This is a genomic window from Mycobacterium senriense (assembly GCF_019668465.1).
GTDB lineage: Bacteria > Actinomycetota > Actinomycetes > Mycobacteriales > Mycobacteriaceae > Mycobacterium > Mycobacterium senriense.
Genome location: NZ_AP024828.1, coordinates 1,499,683 through 1,525,772, shown reverse-complemented (window position 1 = coordinate 1,525,772; position 26,090 = coordinate 1,499,683). Strand labels below are relative to the sequence as shown.

The 26,090-nt window shown below is 67.4% G+C and carries 22 protein-coding genes; 12 read left to right on the top strand and 10 right to left on the bottom strand.

Annotated features, from left to right (window positions below):
- Window positions 1–8 precede the first annotated feature (8 nt).
- Window positions 9–605, bottom strand: a complete 597-nt coding sequence (locus MTY59_RS07270) for a TetR/AcrR family transcriptional regulator (protein ID WP_221045076.1) — start codon at window positions 603–605, stop codon at window positions 9–11.
- 226 nt (window positions 606–831) lie between these two features.
- Here MTY59_RS07270 and MTY59_RS07265 point away from each other — a divergent pair, with 226 nt between their 5' ends.
- Genes MTY59_RS07265 through MTY59_RS07255 form a run of 3 tightly spaced genes read left to right on the top strand, consistent with a single transcriptional unit; the run spans window position 832 to window position 4,683 of the window.
- Window positions 832–3,054 (top strand): acyl-CoA dehydrogenase family protein, encoded by a 2,223-nt coding sequence (locus MTY59_RS07265; protein WP_221045075.1) that lies wholly within the window; start codon window positions 832–834, stop codon window positions 3,052–3,054.
- A gap of 9 nt (window positions 3,055–3,063) precedes the next feature.
- Entirely contained in the window at window positions 3,064–4,272 is a 1,209-nt protein-coding gene (locus MTY59_RS07260; protein ID WP_221045074.1) for a thiolase family protein, read from the top strand.
- 3 nt (window positions 4,273–4,275) lie between these two features.
- Entirely contained in the window at window positions 4,276–4,683 is a 408-nt protein-coding gene (locus MTY59_RS07255) for a Zn-ribbon domain-containing OB-fold protein (RefSeq protein ID WP_221045073.1), read from the top strand.
- 1 nt (window position 4,684) lies between these two features.
- Here the strand turns inward: MTY59_RS07255 and MTY59_RS07250 are convergent, their stop codons facing one another.
- The gene (locus tag MTY59_RS07250) at window positions 4,685–5,662 is read right to left on the bottom strand and encodes a LacI family DNA-binding transcriptional regulator (RefSeq protein ID WP_221045072.1); all 978 of its coding nucleotides are present in this window, start codon (window positions 5,660–5,662) and stop codon (window positions 4,685–4,687) included.
- 287 nt (window positions 5,663–5,949) lie between these two features.
- On the opposite strand from MTY59_RS07250, the gene MTY59_RS07245 reads away from it, so the two are divergent.
- Genes MTY59_RS07245 through MTY59_RS07220 form a run of 6 tightly spaced genes read left to right on the top strand, consistent with a single transcriptional unit; the run spans window position 5,950 to window position 12,249 of the window.
- Entirely contained in the window at window positions 5,950–7,305 is a 1,356-nt protein-coding gene (locus MTY59_RS07245; protein ID WP_221045071.1) for an amidohydrolase family protein, read from the top strand.
- A gap of 2 nt (window positions 7,306–7,307) precedes the next feature.
- The gene (locus tag MTY59_RS07240; RefSeq protein ID WP_221045070.1) at window positions 7,308–9,641 is read left to right on the top strand and encodes a CaiB/BaiF CoA-transferase family protein; all 2,334 of its coding nucleotides are present in this window, start codon (window positions 7,308–7,310) and stop codon (window positions 9,639–9,641) included.
- Between the two features lies 1 nt (window position 9,642).
- Window positions 9,643–9,984, top strand: a complete 342-nt coding sequence (locus tag MTY59_RS07235; RefSeq protein WP_221045069.1) for a hypothetical protein — start codon at window positions 9,643–9,645, stop codon at window positions 9,982–9,984.
- 20 nt (window positions 9,985–10,004) lie between these two features.
- Window positions 10,005–11,171 carry a thiolase family protein gene (locus MTY59_RS07230; protein WP_221045068.1) on the top strand — a complete coding sequence of 389 codons (1,167 nt, stop codon included), beginning with the start codon at window positions 10,005–10,007 and terminating at the stop codon, window positions 11,169–11,171.
- Window positions 11,168–11,602, top strand: coding sequence for a Zn-ribbon domain-containing OB-fold protein (locus tag MTY59_RS07225; RefSeq protein ID WP_221045067.1), 435 nt, complete (start codon window positions 11,168–11,170; stop codon window positions 11,600–11,602). Before MTY59_RS07230 ends, MTY59_RS07225 begins: the two co-directional genes overlap by 4 nt.
- On the top strand, window positions 11,599–12,249 hold the full coding sequence (locus MTY59_RS07220; protein ID WP_221045066.1) for a MarR family transcriptional regulator: 651 nt from the start codon (window positions 11,599–11,601) through the stop codon (window positions 12,247–12,249). Before MTY59_RS07225 ends, MTY59_RS07220 begins: the two co-directional genes overlap by 4 nt.
- On the opposite strand, the gene fadD1 is transcribed toward MTY59_RS07220, so the two are convergent.
- The 3 genes from fadD1 to MTY59_RS07205 all read right to left on the bottom strand — a co-directional run bounded on the left by fadD1 (window position 12,188) and on the right by MTY59_RS07205 (window position 15,946).
- Complete coding sequence (gene fadD1, locus MTY59_RS07215; RefSeq protein ID WP_221045065.1) at window positions 12,188–13,873, bottom strand: fatty-acid--CoA ligase FadD1; 1,686 nt, start codon at window positions 13,871–13,873, stop codon at window positions 12,188–12,190. The genes MTY59_RS07220 and fadD1 overlap by 62 nt on opposite strands.
- Before the next feature lie 422 nt (window positions 13,874–14,295).
- Complete coding sequence (locus MTY59_RS07210; protein WP_221045064.1) at window positions 14,296–15,063, bottom strand: SDR family NAD(P)-dependent oxidoreductase; 768 nt, start codon at window positions 15,061–15,063, stop codon at window positions 14,296–14,298.
- Window positions 15,064–15,115: 52 nt separating this feature from the next.
- Entirely contained in the window at window positions 15,116–15,946 is an 831-nt protein-coding gene (locus tag MTY59_RS07205) for an alpha/beta fold hydrolase (RefSeq protein ID WP_221045063.1), read from the bottom strand.
- A gap of 67 nt (window positions 15,947–16,013) precedes the next feature.
- On the opposite strand from MTY59_RS07205, the gene MTY59_RS07200 reads away from it, so the two are divergent.
- Together MTY59_RS07200 and MTY59_RS07195 are read left to right on the top strand one after the other, a co-directional pair.
- Window positions 16,014–16,622: a TetR/AcrR family transcriptional regulator gene (locus tag MTY59_RS07200; protein WP_221045062.1), complete on the top strand. Its 609-nt coding sequence runs from the start codon at window positions 16,014–16,016 to the stop codon at window positions 16,620–16,622.
- Between the two features lie 71 nt (window positions 16,623–16,693).
- Window positions 16,694–19,930 carry an ATP-binding protein gene (locus tag MTY59_RS07195; protein ID WP_347881612.1) on the top strand — a complete coding sequence of 1,079 codons (3,237 nt, stop codon included), beginning with the start codon at window positions 16,694–16,696 and terminating at the stop codon, window positions 19,928–19,930.
- A 32-nt stretch (window positions 19,931–19,962) separates the two neighbouring features.
- On the opposite strand, the gene MTY59_RS07190 is transcribed toward MTY59_RS07195, so the two are convergent.
- The 3 genes from MTY59_RS07190 to MTY59_RS07180 all read right to left on the bottom strand — a co-directional run bounded on the left by MTY59_RS07190 (window position 19,963) and on the right by MTY59_RS07180 (window position 22,946).
- Window positions 19,963–20,529 carry a TetR/AcrR family transcriptional regulator gene (locus tag MTY59_RS07190; protein WP_284145696.1) on the bottom strand — a complete coding sequence of 189 codons (567 nt, stop codon included), beginning with the start codon at window positions 20,527–20,529 and terminating at the stop codon, window positions 19,963–19,965.
- 112 nt (window positions 20,530–20,641) lie between these two features.
- On the bottom strand, window positions 20,642–21,892 hold the full coding sequence (locus tag MTY59_RS07185; RefSeq protein WP_250160736.1) for a lipase family protein: 1,251 nt from the start codon (window positions 21,890–21,892) through the stop codon (window positions 20,642–20,644).
- A 109-nt stretch (window positions 21,893–22,001) separates the two neighbouring features.
- Complete coding sequence (locus MTY59_RS07180; RefSeq protein ID WP_221045060.1) at window positions 22,002–22,946, bottom strand: extracellular catalytic domain type 1 short-chain-length polyhydroxyalkanoate depolymerase; 945 nt, start codon at window positions 22,944–22,946, stop codon at window positions 22,002–22,004.
- 110 nt (window positions 22,947–23,056) lie between these two features.
- Here MTY59_RS07180 and MTY59_RS07175 point away from each other — a divergent pair, with 110 nt between their 5' ends.
- Window positions 23,057–23,488, top strand: coding sequence for a MarR family winged helix-turn-helix transcriptional regulator (locus tag MTY59_RS07175; RefSeq protein WP_221046303.1), 432 nt, complete (start codon window positions 23,057–23,059; stop codon window positions 23,486–23,488).
- Window positions 23,489–23,495: 7 nt separating this feature from the next.
- On the opposite strand, the gene MTY59_RS07170 is transcribed toward MTY59_RS07175, so the two are convergent.
- Window positions 23,496–24,305: a polysaccharide deacetylase family protein gene (locus tag MTY59_RS07170; protein WP_221045059.1), complete on the bottom strand. Its 810-nt coding sequence runs from the start codon at window positions 24,303–24,305 to the stop codon at window positions 23,496–23,498.
- 258 nt (window positions 24,306–24,563) lie between these two features.
- Window positions 24,564–25,955 carry an alpha/beta hydrolase gene (locus MTY59_RS07165; RefSeq protein ID WP_221045058.1) on the bottom strand — a complete coding sequence of 464 codons (1,392 nt, stop codon included), beginning with the start codon at window positions 25,953–25,955 and terminating at the stop codon, window positions 24,564–24,566.
- Between the last annotated feature and the right edge of the window lie 135 nt (window positions 25,956–26,090).

Below are 26,090 nucleotides of genomic sequence, written 5' to 3'. Positions count from 1 at the left end.
TGAACCGCTCAGCTTCCGGTGAGCGCTGCCACGATGAGCCGGGTGGTCCGTTCGGCCCGCCGACGCGAGTAGGCCTGTGCGCCCGACAGGATCGGGTACACCACCCCGCCGACGATCGCGTCCGCAGCCGACTCGGCGGTGGCCTCGTCGATGCCGTCGGCCAGCAGCCGGGCCCGCACCCTGTCATGCAGGGGCGCACTGAAACCGGCGCGCAGCTTGACGGCGGTGTCCTCGTGTTCCATGCAGGCGACGGTCAGGATTCGCAGCATGGCCGAACCCCGCGGCGTTGTCAGCCTGGCGAACAGCTTGCCCACCCAGCCGACCAGGTCGGTGCTGAGGTTGTCGCCGTGGTTGACCGACGAGAGCAGCTTGTCGGCGTCTTCGAGCATGACGTCGGCTACCAGCGCGGGGCGGGTGGGCCACCAGCGATAGATGGTCTGCTTGCCCACGCCGGCGCGCGCGGCGACGGCCTCGATGGTCAGCCCGTCGAACCCGCGCTCGAGCAGCAGTTCGCGCGTCGCGGTGACGATCGCCGTGCGGGACCTCTCGCTGCGTCTCCTCGGCGAGCCCGCCGGCGCGTTCACCCCGCTCGGATCGGTTGGCATCTGGTGGTCCTCGCTTCTGCGAACTCAGATCGGAAGCCGCTCGCCGGGGATCGGGCGCGCTTTACATATCCTGACTCGCGCCGGTAGTCTTCCACAAGACGAGACGGTCCGTCTTGTACGCGGCGATCGCAAGCGCGGCAACGGCCGGGCGCAGCGGGTCGCCGCCATCAGAGGCGAAAGGATAGCAGTCCGTGCGGCCCACGCCAGTTATCTCTCGGCCGTCCTCGTGACCCTGGGACTGAGTCCGGAGCAGCAGGAGCTCAGCGACGCCGTAGCGCAGTTCGCCGCCCGCAATGCTCCCATTGCCACGACGCGTGAGAGCTTCGACGACCTCGCGGCCGGACGCGTACCCGCGTGGTGGGATGCGCTGGTCGCCAACGGTTTCCACGCCGTACATCTGCCCGAGGACCTCGGTGGCCAGGGCGGAGGGCCGATCGACGCCGCCTGCGTGCTGGAATCGGCGGGCAAGTCGCTGCTGCCCGGACCGCTGCTGCCGACAGTGACCGCCGGAGCCGTCGCACTCCTCGCTGAACCGACGCTGCCCGCAGAATCATTCCTGCGTGACCTGGCGTCCGGCGCCACCGCGGCGACCGTGCTTCCCGACGACAACCTTTCTGCGCGCTTCGACGGCGGGCGGTGGCTGGTCACCGGCGCCTCGCAGGTCACGCAGGGAGTGTGTGCGGCGCGCACGATCCTGCTCGGCGCCCACAGCGAAGACGGCGACGTCGTCTGGCTGCTGGTGAAACCCGAAAACCCCGCGGCCACAGTCGAACCCATAACCGGCACCGACCTCGTCGCCGATGCCGGGATCCTACGACTCGACGACTACCGCGCGACCGAGTCGGAGGTCCTGCGCGGCATCGACCCCGACCGCGCGGGGTGCGTCGCCGTGGGTCTGGTGGCCAGCACGCTGGCCGGCGTCGCGCAGTGGTGCGTCGAGGCAGTCACCGCGCATCTACGCATCCGAGAACAATTCGGCAAGGTGATCGGAACCTTTCAGGCATTGCAACACAACGCCGCCATGCTGTTGGTCAACAGCGAACTGGCCACCGCGGCGGCCTGGGACGCGGTCCGCGCCGTCGACGAATCGCTCGACCAGCACCGCCTCGCGGCCGCCGGGGCGGCGACGATCGCGGTCTCGCCGATCCCTGATCTGGTGCTCGACGCCCTGACGATGCTCGGGGCGATCGGTTTCACCTGGGAACATGACGTACACCTGTACTGGCGGCGGGCCATCAGCCTGGCGGGATCGATAGGTCCGGCGAATCGCTGGGCGCGGCGGCTGGGCGAGCTCGCGTGCACGCAGACGCGCGACATGTCGGTCAATCTCGGCGACGCGGAATCGGAATTCCGTTCCTGGGTCGCCGAGACCCTGGATGCGGCAATGCAATTGCGCAACGACAAACCCGCACCGCACGGCGACTACGCGGACCAGGCCTCCGGGCCGCAACGCACGTTGATCGCCGACGCCGGTCTGATGGCGCCGCACTGGCCGGCACCCTGGGGCGTCGGGGCGGATCCATTGAAACAGCTCATCATCGACGAGGAGTTCGCCAAGCGGCCCGGGCTGGTTCGGCCGTCGCTGAACATCGCCGAGTGGATCCTGCCCTCGGTGATGGCCGCCGCACCAAAAGACCTGCAGGAGAAATTGATTCCGCCGACCCAACGCGGCGAGATTCATTGGTGCCAGCTGTTCAGCGAGCCGGGCGCCGGCTCCGACCTCGCGTCGCTGGCCACCCGGGCGACCAAGGTCGACGGCGGTTGGCGGGTCAACGGCCACAAAATCTGGACGTCGTTGGCGCAGTATGCCGACCTGGGTGCACTGCTGGCCCGCACCGACCCCGAAGCCGGCAAGCACCGCGGCATCGGGTACTTCATCCTCGACATGCGATCGCCTGGCATCGAAATCCAGCCGATCAAGACGGCGACCGGGCAGGCGCACTTCAATGAGGTGTTCCTCAACGACGTCTTCGTTCCCGACGAGATGCTGCTGGGCGGCCCGACCGACGGATGGAACCTCGCGATCGCGACGATGGCCGAAGAGCGTTCAGCCATCAGCGGATACGTCAAGTTCGACCGGGCTATCGCGTTGCGCCGGCTCGCAGCTCGACCCGGGCCCGACCGTGACGACGCCGTGCGTGAGCTCGGCGAGCTGGACGCCTACACCAACGCGATCAAGGCGCTCGGGGTGCGGGAGACCATCCGGCTGCTCGACGGGCAGGCGTCGGGTCCGGCGTCCAGCATCGCGAAGGTCGCGATGAATGTGTTGCTGCGCCGGACCTTCCAGGCCACACTGCAGTTGACCGGGCGGGTCGCGATGGTCGACGATCCCGACGCAGGGGTCGTGGAACCCTATCTGCATCTACCGGCCGAGCTGATCGGCGGGGGGACGAGGGAGATCCAGCTCAACATCATCGCGCAGATGATTCTCGGCCTGCCCCGGAAATAAGGACACAGCATGGGTTTACGCGGAGAGGCCGCGATCGTCGGATACGTCGAACTGCCGCCGGAACGCATGACCAAGGCGTCGCCCGCGCCGTTCGCCATCGAACAATGGGCGGAACTCGGCGCCGCCGCGCTGGACGATGCGGGTCTGCCCTTCGAGGTCGTCAACGGGATCGTCGCGTCACACCTGGCCGAGTCGGAGATCTTCGTCCCCTCCACGATCGCCGAATACCTGGGCGTGGGAGCACGATTCGCCGAGCACGTCGACCTCGGCGGGGCCAGCGCCGCCGCCATGGTGTGGCGGGCCGCCGCCGCCGTCGAACTCGGCATCTGCGACGCGGTGCTGTGCGCGCTGCCCGCCCGCTACATCACCCCGATGTCGCCGAAGAAGCCCAGATCGCTGGGCGACGCGTTGTACTTCGGTTCGTCGAGCAACCAATACGGCTCGCCGCAAGCCGAATTCGAAATTCCCTACGGCAACCTCGGCCAGAACGGCCCCTACGGCCAGGTGGCCCAGCGCTACGCGGCGGTCTATGGCTACGACGAGCGGGCCATGGCCAAGCTCGTCGTCGACACCCGGGTCAACGCCAATCACACCGACGGCGCGATCTGGAAAGACAAGCCGCTCACCATCGACGACGTTCTGGCCAGCCCGGTGATCGCCGACCCGCTGCACATGCTGGAGATCGTCATGCCCTGCGTCGGCGGCGCGGCGATCGTCGTCGCCAGCGCGGACGTCGCCAAGCGGTCGCGCAATCGTCCGGTGTGGATCAAGGGATTCGGCGAGCACGTGCCGTTCAAGACCCCGACGTATGCCGAGGATCTGCTCAACACCCCCATCGCCGCCGCGGCCGACACCGCGTTCGCGATGACCGATCTGACTCGTGACCAGATGGACATGGTCTCGATCTATGACTGCTACACCATCACGGTGCTGCTCTCGCTGGAGGACGCCGGTTTCTGCGAGAAGGGCACGGGCATGGAATTCGTCGCGAACCATGACCTGACCTTCCGCGGCGACTTCCCGCTGAACACGGCCGGCGGCCAATTGGGCTTCGGCCAAGCGGGTTTGGCCGGCGGAATGCACCACGTCTGCGACGCCACCCGCCAGATCATGGGCCGCGCGGGCGCCGCGCAGATTACCGACTGCAACCGTGCCTTCGTGTCCGGCAACGGCGGCATCCTGTCCGAGCAGACCACCCTGATTCTGCAAGGGGACTGACCGATGAAGTTCGAACGACCGATGCCCGTCAAAACTCCTACCAGCGCGCCATTTTGGGATTCGCTGGCGCAGCATCGCATCGTCATCCAGTATTCGCCGTCGCTGCAGTCCTACGTGTTCTACCCGCGGGTGCGAGCGCCGCGCACCCTGGCCGACGACCTAGAATGGCGCGAAATCTCCGGCATGGGGACCCTGTACTCCTACACGGTCGCGCACCGGCCCGTCAGTCCGCATTTCGCCGATGCCGTACCTCAGCTGCTCGCCATCGTCGAATGGGAAGAGGGCCCAAGGTTTTCCACCGAGATGGTCAACGTCGACCCGGCCCGCCTAAAGGTCGGGATGCGGGTCAAGCCGGTGTTCTGCGACTACCCCGAACACGAGGTCACGCTGCTGCGTTACGAGCCCGCCTGACCTAGGTCGACGACCGCACCACCAAGTGGGCGATGTCGGTCAGCTCGGGAGACGGTGGCGCGGGGTGCCCCAGCCGCTCGAAGACCGCGGCAAGCGCAGCGTCGGCGACCGCGCAGGGATCGAATTGCACGGTGGTCAACGGCGGCGTGCTCACCATGCCCATCGGGGTGGCGTCGACGCCCATCACCGCCAGGTCGCCCGGACAGCGCAGCCGCGCTTGATGAATGCCGTACAGCACGAGGCAGGCGATGTCGTCGCTTTGCGCGCACACCGCGGTCACCCCGTTGCCCACCCAGCCGGCGACCACGTCGGCGGCGTTGTCCAGGGTGACTTCGTCGACGCGCACATCGGGAAGGCCGCGCAACTGCGCCGCCCGCGAAACACCCTCGAACCAGTAGTCGCCCAGCGGGCGCCATCGGGCAATCCCGGTGTAGGCGAACGCGATCCGGCGATGGCCCCGCTCGATCAGGTGGTCGACCCGCATCTCGCCGACAGACAGATGCGGGGCTTTCAGCGCGGGCAGTGTGCCGATCTCGATGTGGGGGATGCCCGCGGTCGCCACCGCCTGCCGCGCGGCCGCACTCAGCGGGAACAGGCTGGTGACCGCGACGGGATCCAGATTCTCGATCGCGTCGACCACGTGCTGGGCGTCGTCGGTCTCGAAGATCTGCACCTGAAGAAAACCCTCGCAGGCCAGCGCGGTCGTCATCCGGCTGCCGGCCTGCATCGGCATCTCGCCGACGGCCACGTGCGGCACCACGTAGAGCACCACCCCGCTTTTACCGCGCGCGAGGTTGCGGGCGGCCAGGTTAGGCCGGTAGCCCAGCAGTTTGGCCGCGCGGTACACCGCGTCGCGCGTCTCGGGGGAGATGCGGCGGCCCCGCGCGTTGTTGAGTACATAACTGACCGTGGCGGTGGACACGCTGGCCAGTCGGGCCACGTCGGCGGTGGTCGGACGCGCAGCTTTATTGGTGCTCAACTTCCGTTACCTTCCGGGCCCGGTCATGCCCCATGGTGGCACGGGAAGCCGATTGGCATCGCGCCATCCCACGCTGTGTGCCTGTGGGTGGTGGCAGACATCGGACTAATAGTCCGTTTTTACGCGCCGGATGGAATGGTCTACCCCGCTTACCGGCTCGTAGCTGCGCCGTTGCTATATGGCGGATTAAGCCCGGTAATGCCGTGTCCCGCACCCGGCGGCGGCGGTTGACACTGTGACACACGCCATTATCTACTAGTCGCTATCGATAGACCGAGGAGCGCGGCATGAACAAGGACGATCTGATCCTGATCAGCGTGGACGATCACATCGCCGAGCCGGCCGACATGTTCGACGCGCACGTTCCCGCCGCCTACAAGGACCGCGCCCCGCGGGTGGTCCTCGAACCCGACGGCATCCAGCAGTGGTATTACGGCGAGATCCGCGGACGCAACATGGGACTGAACGCCGTCGCGGGAAAGCCGCGCGAGATGTACAACATCGACGCCTCACGCTACGACGAGATGCGGCCGGGCTGCTTCAACGTCGACGAGCGGGTGCGGGACATGAACGCCGGCGGCCAGCTGGCGGGTTTGAACTTCCCGAACTTCACTGGCTTCTCCGGCCAAATCCTCAACCAGGGCCCCGACCGCGACACGAACCTGGTGATGATCAAGGCCTACAACGACTGGCACGTTGACGAATGGTGCGGGGCGTACCCGGGCCGGTTCATCCCGTGCGGCATCCTGCCGCTGTTCGACGTGGCCGAGGCCGCCAAGGAAGTCAAACGACTCGCCGACAAGGGTTGTCACGCCGTCACGTTCTCGGAGAACCCAGAGGCGTTGCAAATGCCCAGCATTCACACCAAGTACTGGTACCCGCTGTTCGAGGCCGTGTGTGAAAGCAATACGGTGCTGTGCACCCACGTGGGCTCCGCGTCACGCTCGCCGCAGGTGTCGACCGACGCCCCGCCCAGCGTGCAGATGACCGCCTCGTCGATGATGAGCATGTTCACGTTCACCGAGCTGATCTGGGCGCAGTTCTGGGCGGATTTCCCACAGCTGAAGTTCTCGCTGACCGAGGGCGACGTCGGCTGGATCCCGTACTTCCTCTGGCGGGCCGAGCACGTCTACAACCGACACTCGGGTTGGACGCTGGCGTCCTTCCCGCCGGGATACGACGGGCCGACCGACGTCTTCAAACGGCACTTCTACACCTGCTTCATCAGCGACAAAGTCGGTGTGCAGAACATGAACTGGTTCAACGAAGACATGCTGTGCTGGGAGTCCGACTTCCCACACTCCGACAGCAACTGGCCCTTCGCGCCCGAAGACATCATTGCCACCATGGGCCACCTCGACGACGCGGTCATCGACAAGATCACCCACCAAAATGCCATGGCCGCATACTCATTCGACCCGTTCGAGTACATCCCGAAGGAGCAGGCGCGGGCCGGCTACCTGCGTGCACAGGCCACCGACGTCGACGTGGTCACCCATGTCGGACGCCACGCCAGCCAGCGTGACCGGGACGCGTGGACGCGGATGACACAGTTTGCCCTGCAGGCGCAGGCCTCGGCGCAGGCGCCTGCGACGGTTGAGGTGTCCGGCATCGCCGGGCGCGCCACCACCCTGGGCAACTGAGCGTGGCAGCCGAGGCGCCGTTCGCGGACTGGCGCGTGCTGGAATTGTGCAACGGCCTGGCGGTGTCCTACTGCGGCAAGATGTTCGCCGATGCCGGCGCCGACGTGGTGAAAGTCGAATCACCGCAGGGTGATTCGCTGAGAGGCTGGTCGGCGGGTGGACCGCCCGGTGCGCTGTTCGGCTACCTGGCCGCGGGCAAGAGGTCGGTCGTCAACCACGGCCAGGCCGAGATCCCGTCGCTGCTGGCCGGCGCCGACCTCGTGCTCACCGACCTCACCGACGGATGGACACTGGACGCCATCACCGCCCACACCGCCGCGTCGGCCGTGATCGTGGCCATCACGCCGTTCGGCACCACCGGCCCTTACGTCGAAAACCAGGTCGCCGCGAACGAATTCATCCTGCAGGCGTTGTGCGGATCGATCGCCGGTCGCGGCTGGCCGGACGACGAGCCGGTCCAAGTCGGCGGCCGGCTCGGCGAGTGGCTGGCGGGCACCTTCGCGGCGGCGGTCGCCGCCGCGACAACGCGGCATGCCGTCCGCAGCGGGCGCGGCGAGGTCATCGATGTCTCCATCTACGAGGCCATGGCGATCGCGATGGGCGGGCTGTCCGCCATGTCGGCCAGTGTGCTGGGCGCCGATTCGCTGCTGCACGAACGCAGCCTGGAGCTGCCCTCGATCGTTCCGACGGCCGACGGCATGGTGGGCTTCTGCACCATCACGGCGCAGCAGTTCCAGGACTTCCTGGCGATGATCGAGCGCGCCGATCTGGTCGACGACGCCGAACTGGCCTCGTTCGCCGGCCGCGCCGAGCGCCGCGACGAGTTCCTGGGCATGGTCACCGAATGGACCGCGAGCCGAACCACCCAGGAGATCGTCGATCTCGCGGTGGCATTCCGGATTCCCGTCGCCCCCATCGCGACTCCCGAGATGCTGCCCAAGATCGACCACTTCGTGGAGCGCGGCGTCTTCACCGAATCGCCAGGTGGGGTGCTGGCCCCGCGGGTGCCGTATCGCAGCGATGCGATAACGACCGGGCCGCCCGCAGAACCGCCGCAACTCGGCGCCGATACCGGGCGCGTGCGGTGGCCGGCGCGCCCCGAGTCGCCGCGCGGCGATGATGCCGGCGCACTGCCGTTGTCGGACGTCCGGGTCACCGACTTCACCGCGTTCTGGGCCGGGCCGGTGGCCACCCAACTGCTGGGCGCCCTGGGCGCCGACGTGATCAAGATCGAGGGTGTGCGCCGCCCCGACGGCATGCGGTTCTCCGCCGGCCGCCCACCGGACTGGGACCAATGGTGGGAATGGGGCCCGGTGTTCTTGTGCAGCAACAACAACAAGCGCGGAGTCAGCATCGAACTCGGTACCGACGCCGGACGAAAGCTCGCCCTCGAACTCATCGCCGCGAGCGATCTCGTCGTCGAGAACTTCTCACCCCGGGTGATGGCGAACTTCGGCCTGGAGTTCGACGCGGTGCGTGTAGCCAACCCGCGAGCGATCATGGTCCGGATGCCCGCGTTCGGCCTCGACGGCCCGTGGCGCGATCGGGTCGGCTTCGCGCAGACGATGGAACAGGCCACCGGCATGGCGTGGATGACCGGACACGCCGACGGCCCACCGGTGATCCCGCGCGGAGTGTGCGACCCGATCGCCGGCCTGCACGCCGCCTTCGCCGCCGTGGCGGCGCTGGTAATCCGTGACCGCCGAGGCACCGGAATGCAGGTGGAGTCCATCATGGTCGAGGCCGCGCTGAACGTGGCGGCCGAGATGCTGGTCGAGTATTCCCGCAACGGGATCGCTATGCGCCGCAATGGCAACCGCGGCCAGGGCGGCTATCCCCAGGGCGTCTACCGCTGCCGCGGTGACGAGGAGTGGGTAGCGCTGGCCGCGATGGACGCGGCCGCCCGCTCGTCGCTGGCCGGCCTCCTCGGCCAGCCCGGGCTGGAGAAATCCGGCTGGGCCGAGCGTGCCGACGACATCGACAAACTCATCGCCGCCTGGGCCGCGGGGCAATCGGTGACCGACGCCGTCGAGGCGCTGCGCAACGCCGGTGTGGCCGCGGCGCGCGTCACCCCGGCCTCCGCGTTGCTGACCGATCCGCAGCTGCGGGCCCGCGGCTTCTGGGAGACGGTCGACCACCCCGTTGCGGGATCGTTCCTTTGCACCGGAATGCCTTTCGCGTTCCTCGGCAAGCCGCGGCGCTGGATCCGGCGGGTGCCGCCGCTGTACGGCCAGCACACCGATGAGGTGCTGACCGACGTTCTGGGGCACAGCCGGGACGAGCTGGCCGCCCTGCGGGAGTCGGGAGCCGTCAGCGCTCGGCCGGCGGGCCTGTGACATGGCAGTCAGCCTGTGCGTGCCGCCCCGCGCCGGCGAGCTGTGTGCACCGGTGCGCTTCCTGGTGCGCCAGGACTCGGTGGTGATGGAGCTGACCGCGCGGCACCGCATCACCAGCGTCGAATGGGACGATGGCGAACACGCCATCGCGATGGTCGTCGAGATCACCGACCCGCAGACGGCGCGGCCGGTGGACGTGCGCATCGATGTCCTGGAGTTGGATTCGGCGGCCGACACCGACAACGCCGATACACACGGCAAGACCATCGGTACTATCAGCCGCGACGGGCGGCAATACGAGGTACGCGGCACCTACCTGGGTGTCGTCGCGGACGAAAACTAAAGGGCTGCAACGGGAATGGAATGTCAGTGAGCGTTGCCAAGCGTACCGCCGCGATCGTCGGAGTGCACAACACCCGCCAGGGGCGCCGCCTGGACGGCGAAACCTCGCGTGGCCTGGCGATCAAGGCAATCCTGGGCGCGCTCGACGACGCCGGCCTGACCCTCGACGACGTCGACGGCATCAGTGCGAGCCCACATTCGACTTCGTTGATCTACGACCTGCGGATCGGGCCGGCCTGGCAGGGCCTGGCGTTCGGGGTCGGCATGATCACCGAGGCGGTCACCGCCATCGAGCACGGCATGGCCGACGTGGTGGTGCTGGTCGCGGCCCAGGCCGGCGAGTACCGCGACCACGAGGCCACCGCGCCGTGGACCCGACCCGAGAACGAATTCGTCGCCCCCTGGGGAATGTTCACCACCGCCGAGTTCGCGCTCATCGCGCGGCGCCACATGCACGTCTATGGCACGACGCGCGAACAACTTTCGATGGTGGCGGCGACAATCCGCAACAACGGTTCACGCAATCCCGAAGCCGTCTACTACGACCGGGGGCCGTTCACCCCGGAGGACATCACCGCGTCCCGGCCCATCGCCGACCCGTTCCATCTGCTGGACTGCGCGACCACCTCCGAGGGGGGATGTGCGCTGGTGGTGGCCAACATCGATGCCGTCGACCTCGCGGGCCAGCCCATCTACGTGCTGGGCAGTGGTGCGGACTTCCACGGCCCGTCCTACCAGCATCCACCCGCGTACGACCTTGCCGGGCGGCGCGGGGATCACGTCAACGGTGTGGTGGGCCGGCGCGCGGCCAACTGCGCGTTCAACCACGCCGGACTGCGCCGCGACGACGTCGACGTGCTGGAACTCTACGACCCGTTCTCCTTCGAAATCATTCGCCAGCTCGAGGCTTTCGGCTTCTGCGGTGACGGCGAGGGCGGCCCGTTCGTGGCCGACGGTCACACCGCCGTCGATGGCAGCCATCCGATTACCACCGACGGGGGAACCATGTCGTTCAGCCACGCCGGCGCCAATCCGCAGATGATGCAGCGCGCCATCCGCGCGGTGCAACAGTTGCGCGGACAGGCCGGCGATCTTCAGGTCCCCGACGCCCATGTCGCGTTGTGCAGCAACGGGGGAGCCGGGGCTCTGTTCACGACGGTGCTGATCCTGGGAGACGAACCACGATGACCTCCGATCCATTGCGGCCCCAGGCCGGTCCCGTCCCGCACGCGAGCAGCCACGTCAGCGAGCCGTTCTGGGCGGGATGCCGGTCTCACGAACTGCGCTATCAGCGTTGCGCGGCTTGCGGATCGGCGAACTTCCCGCCGACCGAGCATTGTCGCCAATGCCTTTCGGAGGAGCTCAGCTGGCAGCTGGGCGGCGGTCGTGGCGAAGTATACAGCTGGACGGTCGTATACCGGCCGGTCACAGCGGAATTCGAGCCGCCCTACGCGCCGGCCATCATCACCCTGGACGAGGGTTACCAGATGCTGACCAACGTCGTCGGCGTAGCACCGGATGACCTGGACGTCGGCATGCGGGTGCGGGTGGAGTTCCACGCCGCCGGGCCCGGCGTCACGTTGCCGTACTTCACCGGCGCGAAGACGGACAGCTCGTGAGTCCCAGGACCGCCAACGGCCTGCCGGTCACCGCCTACCTCGTGCTGGGGGTGCTGGCGGCCAACGACGAGCAACTCACCGCCGGTGAGATCAAGATGCGCGCGGAACTGTCGGTCGGCCACTTCTATTGGTCGCCGTCGGTCAGTCACGTGCGGCGCGAACTGACCCGTCTGCTGCAGCGGGGCATGGTCAGCGAGACCGGTGCGCAATCCGGCAAGCGTGCCATCACCTTGTACGCGACCACCGATGCCGGCGTCGACGCGCTGCGCCGCTGGGTCCAGCACTTCCCGGGCCAGGATCAGGTGGTCATCAAACACCCCGTCATCCTCAAAACCTGGCTGGCCCGCGGCCAGGACCCCGAACACGTCCTCGACACGTTGGACCGGCATCTGGAAGCGACCCGGGCCCGGCTGGACGAGGCGCTGTGGTCGCGGCAGCGATCCGTCGAACTCGGCATCACCGAGGATCCTGAGCAGCGCTACTCGTTTGCGGTGCTGGACTACGCGATTCGCGGGCTGTACGCGGAGATCTCCAACATCTCCCAACTGCGCGACGAGATCGCCGCCGGCACAACCCGAGACCAGGTCAAACGGGTGCGACGGTCGAAGGGGCAGATCCGGCGCCGGGAACCGAGGAGCCCGGCCTAGCCGATAGCGACCCGCTGCGCCCGGCTCCGCCGCCCTTGCGATCGCCACTGACCGCGTAGGCCGTGCCCCGTGGTTCGCGCTCCCACAGCACCTCTGGCGCCCCGACGTCCGTTCCCTGAGCGATCAACTGGCGCTTCAGCACTTTATGCGTTGCGGTGCTGGGTAGGTCGGCAGCGATGCGGACGAAGCGTGGGCGGGCCTTGGGGGACAGGTCGGGCTGCGCGTCCAGGAACGCTTCGAATTCGGCGGGCGTAAGGGTGTGGCCGTCGTTGAGGACGATCGCGGCCATCACCTGATCCCCGACGTGACCGTCCCCGACGGCATACACCGCAATCCGGCTGATCGCGCTGTGGCGCAGCAGAATCCGTTCGATCGGCGCCGCGGCCAGGTTCTCGCCGTCCACCCGCATCCAATCCGCCGTGCGCCCGGCCAGGTAGATCCAGCCGTCGGCGTCGCGGTACGCCAGGTCCCCGGACCAGTACATGCCGTGGCGCATGCGTTCGGCGTTTGCGTCCGGGTCGTTGTAGTAGCCGGTAAAGAAACCCGAACCGGCCGTGTTGACCAACTCGCCGATCGCTTCGTCGGCGTTGACCAGTGCGCCGTCGGCATCGAACCGGGCGACCGCACATTCGGTGACGGTGTCGCTGTTGTAGATCGCGATCCCGTCCATGCCCTTGCCGATCGAGCCCTTGGGGGTGCCTTCTTCGCGGATCACGATGACGGCGTTCTCGGTGGAGCCGAAGCCGTCCTCGACCTGAACACCGAAGCGGCGGGCGAATTCGTCGATGTCCTTGTCGTTGGCCTCGTTGCCGAAGGCCACCCGTAGGGGATTGTCGGCGTCGTCGTCGCGTTCGGCGGTGGCGAGGATGTAGGCGAGCGGCTTGCCGACGTAGTTCATGTAGGTGGCGCCGTGGCGGCGGATATCGTCGAGGAAACTGCTCGCCGAGAACTTCGCCGGCACCAGGGCGGCGCCGGAGCACACCGCGGGCGCCCATCCGGCGACGACCGCATTGGAGTGGAACAGCGGCATCGAGACGTAGCAGGTGTCCTGTGCGGTGAGGCCGAAGCGCTGGACAAGGTTGAGGCCGGCGAACGTCGCCATGAGGTGTGATACCTGCACCGCCTTGGGATTTCCGCTCGTCCCGGAGGTGAAGATCATCATGAAGGCGTCCATCGCGGTGACCTCGCGGTGTGGCTTGAGCTCACCGGCGGCGTCGATGAATTCGCTCCATTGCGGTGTCGAGGAGTCGAGGATCTGCGTGGCGCCGAGGTCCAACCCGTCCAGCAGCGGCCGGTGTTCGGCGTCGGTGACCACGAACTGGCAGTCCGCGCGCCGCACGTCGGAGGCCAGCGCCTCACCGCGCCGGGTGGTGTTCAGTCCGCACAGGACGTAGCCGCCGAGGCCGGCCGCCGCCATCTGGCTGACCATCTCGGGGGTGTTTCCCAGCAGGGCGCCGATGTGCATCGGCCGCTGCGGGTCGGCGGCCGCCAGCAGGGCGGCGGCGCGCGCCGCGGCGCCCGCCAGATACTGACGCCAAGTCCACTGCAGATCACGGTATTTCACCGCGACCCCGGGGTCGGACAGGCGCTTGCGCAGCAGCGCCTGAATCGTGTCGTCAGCCATCGGTCGAATTCACCTTCACTCCGCCCGTACTACGAGACGAGACGGTCCGTCTTATACTAACGGCTCAGCGCCGCTGCACCCCAGCGGCGGGCGGCGCCGGCGGGCGCACGCCCCGCCACCACCTCGCGTTGTGGAAATTTTCATGCCCATTTCGCCCAGGATTCCCGATCGGGGACCGCGTGTACAGCCGTTCCGTTCGCATTCAACGGCCATCATTGGACCCATGCTCTTTGAGTTGCACAGGTCGCTGATCCTGCTCAGGAATCGAGCCCGCGAATATCGCCTCGAAGTCGCACAATCGCGTTCGATGGGCGTCTCCGGCCGGCGGCGGCGCCGCGGTCAGTCCGCCGCACCGAAAGACCGCGACCAAAGCTGATGCCACGCAACGCCGTTGGCAATCGAATCCATCGCCCGTCGGCTGCCTAACCGCCCACCATCATCAGGCCGCCGTCCACGGCCAGCAGTTGACCGGTGATGAAGCCGGAGCCGGGGCCGGCCAGGAAAACGAGCATCGGGCCGACGTCGCGGGCGGGGTCGCCCAGTGTGCCGCCGAGCGGGATCATCATCTGCATCTGCTGGTCGATCAGGGCCGCGGCGTCCGGGCCTAGGAAATCGCGGAGCCGGTCGGCGCCCGCAGTATGCACCGCGGGAGCCAGGGCGTTGACGGTGATGTTGTCGGAGGCCCAGGCCTTGGCGGCCGACCGCGTCCACGCCTGCACCGCGCCCTTGGTTGCGGCGTAGACGGCCGAGATCGGGCTGCCCATCACGGCTTCGGATGACCCGAAGTTGATGATGCGACCACCCTGGGCTTGGTCCTTCATCACCGCGTAGGCGGCCTGGTTGGTGAGTATGGTCGCCTTGACGTTGGTGTCCAACAGAAATGAGATGTCGTCGGCGCCGATGTAACCGGGAATCCCCGCCTGCCACAGCCCGGCGGCGTTCACCAGCACGTCGAGTCCACCGAGCCGCTGCGCGGCCTCGCCGACCATCGCCGTGACGGCCTCGGCCTCGCGCACGTCGCACTGCAACCAGTCGGCCGCGAGGCCGTCCGGCGGCGGCGTCTGGTGATAGGTCGCGGCGACCCTGGCCCCCGCCGTCGTCAGGACCGAAACAGCGGCCGCGCCGATACCGGTGGCGCCGCCGGTGACCAGGATTCGCCTGCCGGACAGGGGAGCCGTCGCTTCTGACATGGCCAAGACGCTACCGCGAGCGGAGGTTTCCGCCGCGGCGGCACCACGCAGGTCAGGCGCGCACCGCGATCGTCGAGAGCAAATCGGCGAGCCGGTCGGGCTGATCGACCATGGAAAAGGTCCTGGCCCCCGCGATCACTTCGAGACGGGCGTTGGGGATGGTAGCGGCCAGCCGCGCCCCGTCTTCCTGCTCGAAGAACACGTCGTCGGCAGACCACGCGATGAGCGTCGGCTTGTCGAAGTCGTACAGCCTGGCCGCCACCGTCGTCGTCACCTCGGTGCGCATCGAAAGCGTGAACTGCCGCAGGTCTTCGGCGACCGCCGGCAGCGACAGCGCCGGGCGTACCCAGACCTTGGTGAGGTCATCGATGTTGCTGTGCGCCAGGTCGTTGAATGCGCGGGCGCGCACGACCGGCGCGCGCACCGCCTGAATCGCGGTGCGGAACAACGTCTTCGATTTTGCCGCCAGGAGCAGTGGCCGCAGGATCGGCGGCGGAAAGTGTTCGAACGCATCGCAACTCGTGAGCACCAGCGCACCCAGGCGCTCGCGATGATGCACCGCCACCAGCTGGGTGACGACACCGCCGGTGTCGTTGCCGACCAGCACCACGTCCCGCAGGTCAAGCGCTGCGAGCACCTCGGCGACCATGCCGGCAACACCGGTGATGGTCTGGTCGGCGCCGCGGCGCAGCGGCTCCGGATGCGCGCCCAACGGCCAGGTCGGCGCGATGCAGCGCAAACCGCGGGCGGCCAGGCGCTCGCTGACCTGGCGCCACAACTGCCCACCCATCATGTATCCGTGCACGAAGACCACCGGCCTGCCGTCCTCGGGTCCGGTTGCTTCGTAATGGATGGTTCCGGCACTAATGTCGATCGTCGACATAGCAAACTCCTACTTCAGAGATACACTTACAAACAGGCTGCCTGTTCGTAAGTTACCAACAGGTTGTATGGAAAGCAAGAGACGGACCCAGGAAGAGCGCTCCGCGGCGACCCGCGACGCGCTGATTGCGGCTGCCCGCAAGCTCTGGGGACTGCGGGGCTACGCGGACGTGGGGACGCCGGAGATCGCCACAGCCGCCGGGGTCACCCGGGGAGCGATGTATCACCAATTCGCCGACAAGGCGACGTTATTCCGCGAAGTTGTCGAGGTCGTCGAGCAGGATGTGATGGCGCGGATGGCCATCGTGGTGGCCGAGTCCGGGGCCACCACGCCCACGCAGGCGGTCCGGGCCGCGGTCGACGCGTGGCTCGAAGTTTCCGGCGACCCCGAGGTGCGCCAGCTGATCCTGTTGGACGCGCCGAGCGTACTCGGCTGGGCCGAATTCCGTGATGTCGCGCAGCGGTACAGCCTCGGCATGACCGAGCAGATGCTCAGCGAGGCCATCCGGGCCGGCGAACTGGCCGAGCAGCCGGTGCGGCCGTTGGCGCACGTGCTGATCGGCGCGCTCGACGAGGCGGCCATGGTGATCGCCACCGCCGAGGACCCGCAACGAACCCGGCGAGAAATCGGTCAGGTGCTGCACCGGCTCATCGGCGCGATGTTCGCCGCTCGGTGACACCCGCAGGCGGTTTGCTGACCTTCTGAATATCAGGCTGCGTAGGCGTCGATGGTGGGACGATATTCCACGTGACGAACGGCCGGGGCATGCCGGCGGAGAGCGCAAGTACCCATAGCGAGCTCGGCGCATCAATCGACGAGCTGGTCGATCGCGCCGTGTCTGCAATCAATCGTGGTGACTCCACGACGGCGGCGGCCTTGGCCGGTGAGGTACTTGCCATCGACCATGCGAATGCCGACGCCGAGGACTTGCTGTCGGCCGCGCCCGGCGTGGGAGGGGAGATCCGGCGGCTCACAATTCTGTTCGCCGACGTGGTCGATTCAACCGCGTTGTCGACTCGCGTGGAGCCGGAGATTTATCGTCTGGTGGTCGGAGGCTACCGGGATATCGTTTCGCGCACGGTTGACGGGTATGAGGGCCACATCGGCTCCACCAAGGGTGATGGATTGCTGGCGGTGTTCGGTTACCCGACGGCGCATGAGAACGACGTCAAACGGGCGGTGCACGCAGGACTGGACATCGCCCGAGCGGTAGCCCGGCTCAGCGAGCAGACCGACCGCCGGTTCGGGATCGACATCGCGGTGCGCGTCGGGGTGCACCGCGGGCTGGTGTACCTGGACACCGCACAGGACGATGTGTACGGCTTGGCGGCGAACTTGGCCGCCCGCCTGTCGGGACTCGCAGCACCGAACTCCGTGGTGGTTTCCAACCCGGTTGCGGTATTGGTGCGCAACGACTTCGAGCTCGAAGAGCAACCCGCCGCCCCGGTCAAGGGTGTGGCCGGGTTGATCGCTCACCACCGCGTCGACAGCGAACGTGTTGAGCGACCGGCGCGCGTCCATGGACCTTTGGTGGGCCGTGATCGCGAGCTGGCACAGCTGAACACACACTGGCGGCGCGCTCGGTCCGGCGCGCTCAAAACGCCCGCGCTGTTCTTCTGCGGCGAACCGGGCGTCGGCAAGAGCCGGCTAGTGGCCGAAGTCGCCGACCTGGTCAAGCCGTCTGGCGCGGTAGTACTGGAGCTGGCCGGATCTCCCTTCCACACCCCGGTGGGCTTGCACCCGATCCGCGTCCTGCTGGAGCGACGGTGCGGCATAACTCGCGTAACCGATCCGGTGGAGCGGCTGCGTCTGCTGCGAGCCGAAATAGTTGCGCGCGGTCTAGATCCAGCTACCGCGGTGCCGGCACTCGCACCGGTTCTGGGAATCGGAGCCGAACACGGCTACGAGCCGCTCGAGGCTGAGGGCCGCAGGCTGGAACAGTTGATCGGCTCGGCGGTGCGCTCGTACCTGACGGCTTGCCTGAGTGACGCGCCGGCGCTACTCGTCGCCGAGGACCTGCAGTGGTTTGATCTACCGACCCTGGAAGTGATCGAGGCCATGCTGGACACCGGCGAGGGTCGGCTCCTTGTCGTGATCACCAGTCGCGACGAAAAGTCGCTGCCGAACCATTGGCAGGTAGAACAATTCAACCTGCCGCCATTGACGGACGAAGAGGCCGATGAGCTCATCGTCGCGCTAGACCCGACTGCGAGCGCCGAAGAGCGCGCGGAGGTGCGACGCCGTTGTGACGGGGTGCCCTTCTACATCGAGCAGGTAGTGGCAGGGCTGCATATGGCGCCATCGGACGGTACCCATGTGCCTGACGCGTTGTACGAACCGCTTTTCGCACAGCTGCGCGCCGGCAACAATGTGGTGCCGGTGGTAGAGGCCGCCGCGGTCATCGGCCGCCATATCGACCGATCGCTGTTGATCACCGTGGTGGACCTCGACGAGCAAGAGGTCGACGAAGTCATCGACCGCCTCGCGGATACGGGTGTGTTCGACCGCAGCGGAAACGCCGGCTGCCGATTCCGCCATGAGCTGCTTCGCGAGGTCGCCGACGAACTCGCTCCGCCGAGCGTGCGGCGCAAACTGCACGCGAAGGTCGCCGACGCCTTGGTCAACACCATGACTGGTGACCCCGACTGGCCACTGGTTGCCTCTCATTACGAGCAGGGCGGCCGGCACGCCGACGCCGCGTCGGCCTACCAACGGGCTACGGCCGCAGCACGTCGCCGCGGCGCCCTCGCCGAAGCCCGCACCTACCTGACCTTCGCCCTGGCTCAAGTTGAGCAATGCCCGCCCGGCCCGGACCGCGATCACCGCGAGATCGCCCCGCGGCTGGAACGCGGCTACCTCACTGCCACCGCAGAAGGGGCCCAAAGCCCGGTTGCCGCTTCAGACTTCGAGCGATGCCTGCAGCTTGCGGGTACCGATCCGCGCGACGATGAACTGTTTGCGACGCTGCCCGCCGTGGGCGCCTACTACCTTTGGCGTTCGGACCTCCGCCGGGTTGATTCGCTGTTACAGGCCGCACAGGCGGCCACCGAGCACGGGCGAGAATGGTTCCGGCCGGCCCTTGCCGGCTCTGCGGGCGTCGTGGCCTGGCTGCGCGGCGAATTCGACACCGCGAGCACATATTTCGAGCAGACGACGGGTCTAGCTGAGGAATACCAGGAGCGGATCCAGGCCATCTGGTTCGTCCCGCACGACCCGGTGGCGTCGGCACACGAACACCTGGCCTGGCAACGCCTGGTGCAAGGAGATCTCGCCGGCGCCGAGGTGCAACTCAAAAGCGCCGTCGACCGCGCGAGCCAACTTGGTTATCCACAAAAGCCCTACAACCATCTCTACGCCATCGACATGGATATCTGGGTATGCGCCGAGACCGCTCAGTACGATCGCGCTCGCGAACTAATCCGCGAAATAGCCGACACCGCCGACCGATACGGGCTCGACTATCTGTATTGGCAGCTGCTCGGCGCGACCGAAAAAGCGATGGTCGACGGGCAGGCGGCTATCGCTGCGCGCAATCCCGACCCCACCTCGCTAGGCCCCCACATCGAGGCGATGACGCAGGTGATCGAGGTCTGGCAGGCGCTGGGAGCCAGCACGTACAGGCCCTTCTATTGGTGCATTCTGGGACGGCTTTTGATCGCCGGCGAACAGGTAGACCAGGCCCGTACCCGGCTCGATACCGCGCTCCAATTCGCGGCGGACACCGGCGTGCGTTTCTACGACGCCGAACTGCTGCGGGCCCGGGCGCAGACCCACACGGAGCCGAACGCGCGCGCCGACGACCTTGCCGCCGCCCGCGAGGTCGCTCGCCGCCAAGGTGCGCGGCTCTTTGAAATCCGCGCGAGCCTCGACGATTTCGTCCTGCGTGGGGAGCCGGCGCGAAGGCATCTAATTGATGCCGTCGGGAAGATCCCGAAAGACAGTCGGCTTCCCGAGCTTGCGCGGGCGCGTGCAGCCCTTCGATAGCCGACGGAAAGCCGAGCCAAACAAGCGGTCCGTCAAACACCGCGAACATCAGCGACGCCCGCGATGACGCCTTGGATCAGCCGGTCCAGGTGCTCGGCATCGCCGACGGCCGGCTGGCCCGCGACGAAGGTCAGCATGATGCCGTTGATGAACGCGAGCGTGGCGATCGCCTGATCGTCGACCAATGCCGGATCCGGCGCGCTGTCGGCGGGATGCCACTGGGTGACGACGTCGCGCGCCAGCGCGTAGAGCCGGTCGGCGGAGTCGCTGAGGGCCGCGGCCAGCTCCGGGTCCCGGCCGGCGAGCAGAGCGAGTTCGTAGCGCGCCTTGGCGCGGGTCAACCAGGGTTCGCTGTTGACGTACATGACGATGCGGGCCAGGCCCGCGGTGCCGGTGAACTGCGTGGCGTGATCCTCGGCGAGTTCGGCCATCATCGAGAAGTCGGCGAGGTCGAGTTCGGCAAGCCGCGTCGCCATGGCGTGCATCAGCGCCTTGCGGGTCCGGAAGTAGAACGACGTGGTGCCGGCCGGCACGCCGGCGTGGTCGTCGACTTTCGGGTGACTGACGCCGTGCACCCCGTTGCCGCCCAGCAGTTCGATCGCGGCGTCGGCGAGCTGGCGGCGCCGCTCCGCCGCGTTGTGCTTTCTACGTGCAGCGATACACACCAGTTTATCCGGCGACCGCGACGACGGCCCGGATCGTGGGAAACCGTTAGAACTGGCCGCAGTTCGGTGCTGTGGGCGCGCCGTTGAAGCGCGCGGCGATCCATTGCATGGCGGGTTCGCCGTCGACCAGCATCGGCAGCGCGTGGTTGATGATCAGCTTGTTGAGGAAGGGCGGCTCTTCGTTGGTGCGGAATTCCACGTCGGCGCCCTGCGCGCACCAGTCGCGACCCAGCTGATTGGCCGCGGTCCACGGCACCAGCGGGTCGTACCGGTTGCTGTCGATCATGACCGGCGCATTGGGTTTGAAGCGCCCGATCCGCTGCGCTTCGAAGAGGGTGTTGAACGGCTCCTCGTTGACCAATGTGTTGATGTCTTCGGTGAAGTAGGGCTGCAGGTGACGAAACATGAAGTCCAGCAGGGTCTGTCCCACGCATTGGCGCGACACCGACTCCAGCATCGCCAGCCCGCGCGGCGTCATTTTGGAGCGGATGGTATCGGCGAACTCCGGGTAGGCGGCCATCACGCTGTTGAGCGCGTACCCGACGACACCGACCAGGACGCTGCCGTCGGCGTAGGGGAACAGCTCCTTGAGGTCGGCAGGCGGGGCGCCGGCGTAGGTGCCCACGATATGAAGGTCGGGGGCATATTGCGAGGCGAGTTCGGCGGCCGACGCCGAAGCGCCACCGCCCTGCGAGTAGCCCCAAAAGGCCACCGGCCCATGCGGATCCAACGAGGTTCCGGGTAGCCGCATGGCGGCGCGGGCGGCGTCGAGTACGGCCTGCCCCTCGGCCACCCGGCCCACATAGGTGTGCATCGACGGGGTGCCCAGGCCCTGGTAATCGGTCATCACGATGGCGAAGCCACGGGCAACCATGGTGGCGACGAACAGCTCCTCGTAGTTGAACATGATGTCCCAGCCACCCGAATAGTGGATGCCCTGGTTGAACATTCGCGACGGGGCGCACTGATTGCCCTGGCCCTGGGTGCCGGGTGCGTAACTGATCAGCGGCCGTGGTCCGCCGCCGGGCCAGTCGTTATAGGGCTCGAAATAGGTGCCGGTGACCGCGATCGGGTTGCCCCGGGTATCGGTGCTGCGGTACATGATCCGGGTGCCGGTGGCCATGATCGCGCCCAGCTGGCCGGAGGGCTCCAACACCAGCCGCGACGGCTCGGTGCGGATCAGGTCGCCGGGCTGGCCGGGCGGCAGGGGATCCGGCGGAAGATAGAAGTCCGCATATTGCGGTTCGTCCCCGCCGTCGGCCCGCGCAATTCCGACTCCCGCGAGTGCGGAAACCATTACCAGCAGTGTTGCGAAAACTCCCCCGGCCCGACGCATTACGGAACGGTAACAATCAGCGGGTCGCCAGCGGAAGGGAAATCTCTAATTTTTTAGAGATTGGTTTTCGCTACCGATGTTTCTGGCTGAAGAATTGCCAGATGGTGTCAGTGGCGTCCAAGGCCGTTGACGGCGCCGGAATCCCGGCGACCCTTTCCGCCAGGGGACTCGGCTCCCCGCCGGGCCATTGATGACCGGCCCCCGCGACCGAGATCAGCTGCACGATTCGCCCGTCGGCGCAGCCCGCCGTCTGCGTGGTCACGTCGCCGGAGGTGATCGAGCTGGGCGCCTCGCATCCGTCGATGGCGCGCCAGGTGGCGTTGACGGATTGCACCGACGGCCCGTCGACACGCGGGGATCCGTTGATCGCCAACGACTCTCCGGGCCCGCCGTTATACGGCACGCGGCCGTCGGCAGTGCCGTGGATCTGCAGCACCGATGCCGGCCGTGCCGCGGAGCAGTCGGTCAGCAGGGTGCCGCCCACAGGTGCGATCGCCGCGAAGGCGTCGGACTGGCAGCCCAGGCGAAGCGCCATCATGGCGCCGTTCGACATGCCCGTGACATAGATCCGCGCCCGATCGACAGGGATCTCCTGCTCGATGGCGCCGAGCATGGCGGTGATGAATCCGACGTCGTCGGTGTTGAGGTGTCCGGGTTCGCCGCAACAGGTGCCGGCGTTCCAGGCCCGGTTTAGGCCGTCGGGGTAGGCGACCAGGAAGTGTCCGTTGTCCGCCTCGGCGTCCCAGTGGTAGGAACGCTCGGCCTGCGCGCCGTTGCCGAAGCCGCCGTGCAGCATCACCACCACCGGCACGGCCTCGCTTAGCCCCTGGGGCCGATAGAGGTGGAAGGTCCTGTTCGCTCCGCCCGAGGAGATGCTTTGCGTGGATTGGCCCGCCGGGATCGATTGCGAGCCGGGGGTTCCCAGCGCATGACCGCCACCGAGACACCCGCCGAGCATGACGACCAGAACGGGTGGCAGGCAAACGCTCGCCACCCGGGTCCATCCCCATCGCATGAGCACAGCGTGACACCGATCGGTGGTTTTGACAAGTAACTTGTCAAATGGGCTCGGGGTGGCAGACTTGCGACATGGCGCAGGAATCGGGTTCCGGGTGGGAGCCCACCATGCCGGCGCTGGTGAATCTGGTCGCCGCCGCAGGGGCGCCGCACTTGCGCGCGGCGTTCGCCGCGGCCGGCCTCGACGGGATCCGCCCCGCCCAAGCGGTCGCGCTGGTGCCACTGGCGGCGGGTGGGTTGCACGCATCCGATCTGGCCGATCGCCTCAGGGTGAGTCGGCAGGCGGTGGCCCAGGCGATAGCGGCCCTGGAGCGGCATGGCTACGTCACCCGGGGACCCGACCCGGCGGACGCGCGTGCCCGCATCATCGAGCTGACCGCACGCGGTCGCCGGGCGCTGCAGGTAATGCGTTCTAACGCACTGGCTTTGGAGCAGCGATGGACCGGGGTGCTGGGCGAGCGACGGATGGGGGAGTTACGCGAGACCCTGAAGGCGTTGCTCGCCAGTGAGGTTGGTGCGGCCTCCAAATCGGTTGACTAGCCGCCCGTTACGGCGTCTTGAGGAACACGTCGTTGAGTGTGACGGTGCGAAGGTTCCGGTCGCGGATGATGTCGATGAGTTGCGGATAGACATGGGTCACCGGCAGATGATTGAGGTGCCCGATCACGATGGACTGCGGCGTGAAGTACTGATCGGCCATCTGCACGATGTACTCCTCGGTGATCAACGTCGAGTCCGACAGCGATCCCGACCACAAAGTCGGGACCGTGTAACCGAAGTCGCCCGCCACGGCGTCGACGGCGGCGTTGTGCTTTCCGTACGGCGGCCGCCAGTATGGTTTCGCGCCGACGCCATAGGTGTTCTTCAGAAACGCATCATTACGTGAGAGCTGTTCGGCGACTTGCTCTTTCGTCAGCGTGGTCAAGTCCGGGTGCGACCAGGTGTGGTTGCCGAGCTGAATCTGCCCGCTGTCCACCAACGGCCGCAGCATGTCCAGGTTCTCGGTCCATGAGTCGTAGGTCCCGTTGACGAAATAGGTCAGCCGGATGTCGGTGTCCTTGGCGAACTGCGTGTAGGCCCGCACCACCTCGCTGTTGACGCCGTCGTCGACGGTCAGCGCGAGCAGATCGCCCTGGCCGGGGATCTTCATCAGGGCGCCGCCGCCGGGCAGCGGGATGCGGGCGCTCGGTGGCGGGGGCGGCAGCAGGGCCTGCGGGGCGGTCGGGCCGGAGGTCGGTATGTCGGCCGCCGGAGTTTGGGCGAACGTGCGTGGCTGCGGGTCGACGATGAGCCGCGCAGCGCCCACGCCGGCGACGACCGACGCGGCGAGCGATCCAAGGAACTGACGACGGTTCATGGCTGACAAGCGAGGGCGTCGAACAAATGATCACGCGGTAGTAATGGCGAATTCGGCCCGAGTATTCGCGCATTTATTGTGGCGCGCTGCGCAACTAGCGGGTCCGCGTGGGAACCGCCGTTGGTGCAATACATCGAGGCCACAGCAGCGAACCGTACCATTCGCGCTGCCCGAATGTCGGCTGCGTTACGGGAGGGTCAGCTGTGAATTCTAGTCGACTCCTGTTATCACCGGTGAATGCGAGCCGACCAGCGGGAATTAACGCGGTTCGCCGGCGGACCGTTCCGGCAGCTGCACCGGTTCGGTATTGGGGGTGCCGAGCGTCGAGGCCAGCCAGGGTAGCGCCGTGGCAAACGCCTGGGCGGCGAACGGCCAGTCGTGTTTGCCCGGCTGGGTGACCACCGCGCAGACGATGCCGTTGGCGGCGCCGACGGCGCACAGCGAGTTCGCCGCGATGTCCTGGCCCTCGGGGTTGACGGCGGGATCGCTGCTGGACGCGATCAGGGCCGGATTGCCTTCCTGCGCGACGTTGTGCGCCCCGTCCGAGCCGGGCACGTCGAACCAACCCGACAGGCCGTCGTAGTGACCGTGCTTCGTCATCACGGTGACCGGGTCGAAGGCGGCCCAGGCGTCGTGGTTGCCGCCGAACAACCGGGCGACGGTTTGATCCTTAGAGCCGCCGTTGGGTCCGCGGTCACCCGCGATGTCCACGAACGCGCTGAACAGCTCGGGGTGCATGACGGCCAGGGTCACGGCGCAGGTCCCGCCCATCGACCATCCGGCGACGCCCCAGTTGGCCCGGTCAGCGCTGACGCCGAAGTTCGACACCATGAAGGGCTCGATGTCCTTCGTCAAGTGGTCGGCGGCGTTGCCTCGGGTGCCGTTGACGCACTCGGTGTCGTTGTCGAAGGAGCCGGTCGGATCGACGAACACCAGCACCGGGGAGAAGCCGTGGTGTGCGGTCGCGAAGTCGTCGATGGCGGTGAACGCGCCGCCGGGGCCCAGCCAGTCGGCCGGGGTGTTGAACGCGGAGCTGATCATCATGACCGCAGGCAGCCGGGGTGGCGGATTGGTGTTGAACCATGCGGGAGGCAGGTAGACCAATTCTCGGCGGTGGGCGAAGTGCGAGCCGTTGTCGTCGATGTCCACCGGGACCACCACGCCCTTGGCCGGCTTGGTTCCGGCGACCTGCATCTCGGTCACCCGCAGCCGGTCGATCTGGTCGGGCAGCGGCACGGACGTCAGCTGATTCCACGCGGCGAGCGCGGTGGGGAAGTAGCCCACCCAGCCGTTCAGCGCCATTCCCGCGCACAGGACACACAGCGGTATCGCCAACACCGCCACCCCGCGCCGCCACCAGCGGATGCCCCGCCACCCCACCAGGAGGACCGCGGCGGCCAAGCCGCTCATCGCGATCCAGAGCCACAGCGCGGTCGGCGCCGGGTCGCCGGCCACCCCGAGCGAAGTGATGTACCACCGGGCCAGCAGCGTCACCGCGACGGCCGCGATCAGCGCCACCGGCAGCACCCGCTTGAGCCAGCTTCGGGTGCGCCATTGAATCGCGACGAGCAGCACGAGCAGCGCCAGGCCCTGCACCGACGGCGGGAACCAGCCGTGCAACAGGGACAGCTTTGCGAAGAACTGCTCCAACGGTCGTGACCTTTGCTAGATCGATCGCTGCGCGCGGGTGAGGTGAGTATCGAAGGGCCGGTCGGGGTCACCGAAGGCGGCGGCCGGACCAACTATCCCATACGAACGTGGCCTGTCAGCCGACCGTTTCTGCGT

What these genes read in the sequence shown, in the direction of transcription:
- MTY59_RS07270 (WP_221045076.1), bottom strand. Translation starts at nt 605, where the DNA reads ATGCCAACCGATCCGAGCGGGGTGAACGCGCCGGCGGGCTCGCCGAGG.
- MTY59_RS07260 (WP_221045074.1), top strand. Translation starts at nt 3,064, where the DNA reads ATGGGTTTACGCGGAGAGGCCGCGATCGTCGGATACGTCGAACTGCCG.
- MTY59_RS07255 (WP_221045073.1), top strand. Translation starts at nt 4,276, where the DNA reads ATGAAGTTCGAACGACCGATGCCCGTCAAAACTCCTACCAGCGCGCCA.
- MTY59_RS07245 (WP_221045071.1), top strand. Translation starts at nt 5,950, where the DNA reads ATGAACAAGGACGATCTGATCCTGATCAGCGTGGACGATCACATCGCC.
- MTY59_RS07235 (WP_221045069.1), top strand. Translation starts at nt 9,643, where the DNA reads ATGGCAGTCAGCCTGTGCGTGCCGCCCCGCGCCGGCGAGCTGTGTGCA.
- MTY59_RS07230 (WP_221045068.1), top strand. Translation starts at nt 10,005, where the DNA reads ATGTCAGTGAGCGTTGCCAAGCGTACCGCCGCGATCGTCGGAGTGCAC.
- MTY59_RS07225 (WP_221045067.1), top strand. Translation starts at nt 11,168, where the DNA reads ATGACCTCCGATCCATTGCGGCCCCAGGCCGGTCCCGTCCCGCACGCG.
- fadD1 (WP_221045065.1), bottom strand. Translation starts at nt 13,873, where the DNA reads ATGGCTGACGACACGATTCAGGCGCTGCTGCGCAAGCGCCTGTCCGAC.
- MTY59_RS07210 (WP_221045064.1), bottom strand. Translation starts at nt 15,063, where the DNA reads ATGTCAGAAGCGACGGCTCCCCTGTCCGGCAGGCGAATCCTGGTCACC.
- MTY59_RS07205 (WP_221045063.1), bottom strand. Translation starts at nt 15,946, where the DNA reads ATGTCGACGATCGACATTAGTGCCGGAACCATCCATTACGAAGCAACC.
- MTY59_RS07200 (WP_221045062.1), top strand. Translation starts at nt 16,014, where the DNA reads ATGGAAAGCAAGAGACGGACCCAGGAAGAGCGCTCCGCGGCGACCCGC.
- MTY59_RS07185 (WP_250160736.1), bottom strand. Translation starts at nt 21,892, where the DNA reads ATGGTTTCCGCACTCGCGGGAGTCGGAATTGCGCGGGCCGACGGCGGG.
- MTY59_RS07180 (WP_221045060.1), bottom strand. Translation starts at nt 22,946, where the DNA reads ATGCGATGGGGATGGACCCGGGTGGCGAGCGTTTGCCTGCCACCCGTT.
- MTY59_RS07175 (WP_221046303.1), top strand. Translation starts at nt 23,057, where the DNA reads ATGCCGGCGCTGGTGAATCTGGTCGCCGCCGCAGGGGCGCCGCACTTG.
- MTY59_RS07170 (WP_221045059.1), bottom strand. Translation starts at nt 24,305, where the DNA reads ATGAACCGTCGTCAGTTCCTTGGATCGCTCGCCGCGTCGGTCGTCGCC.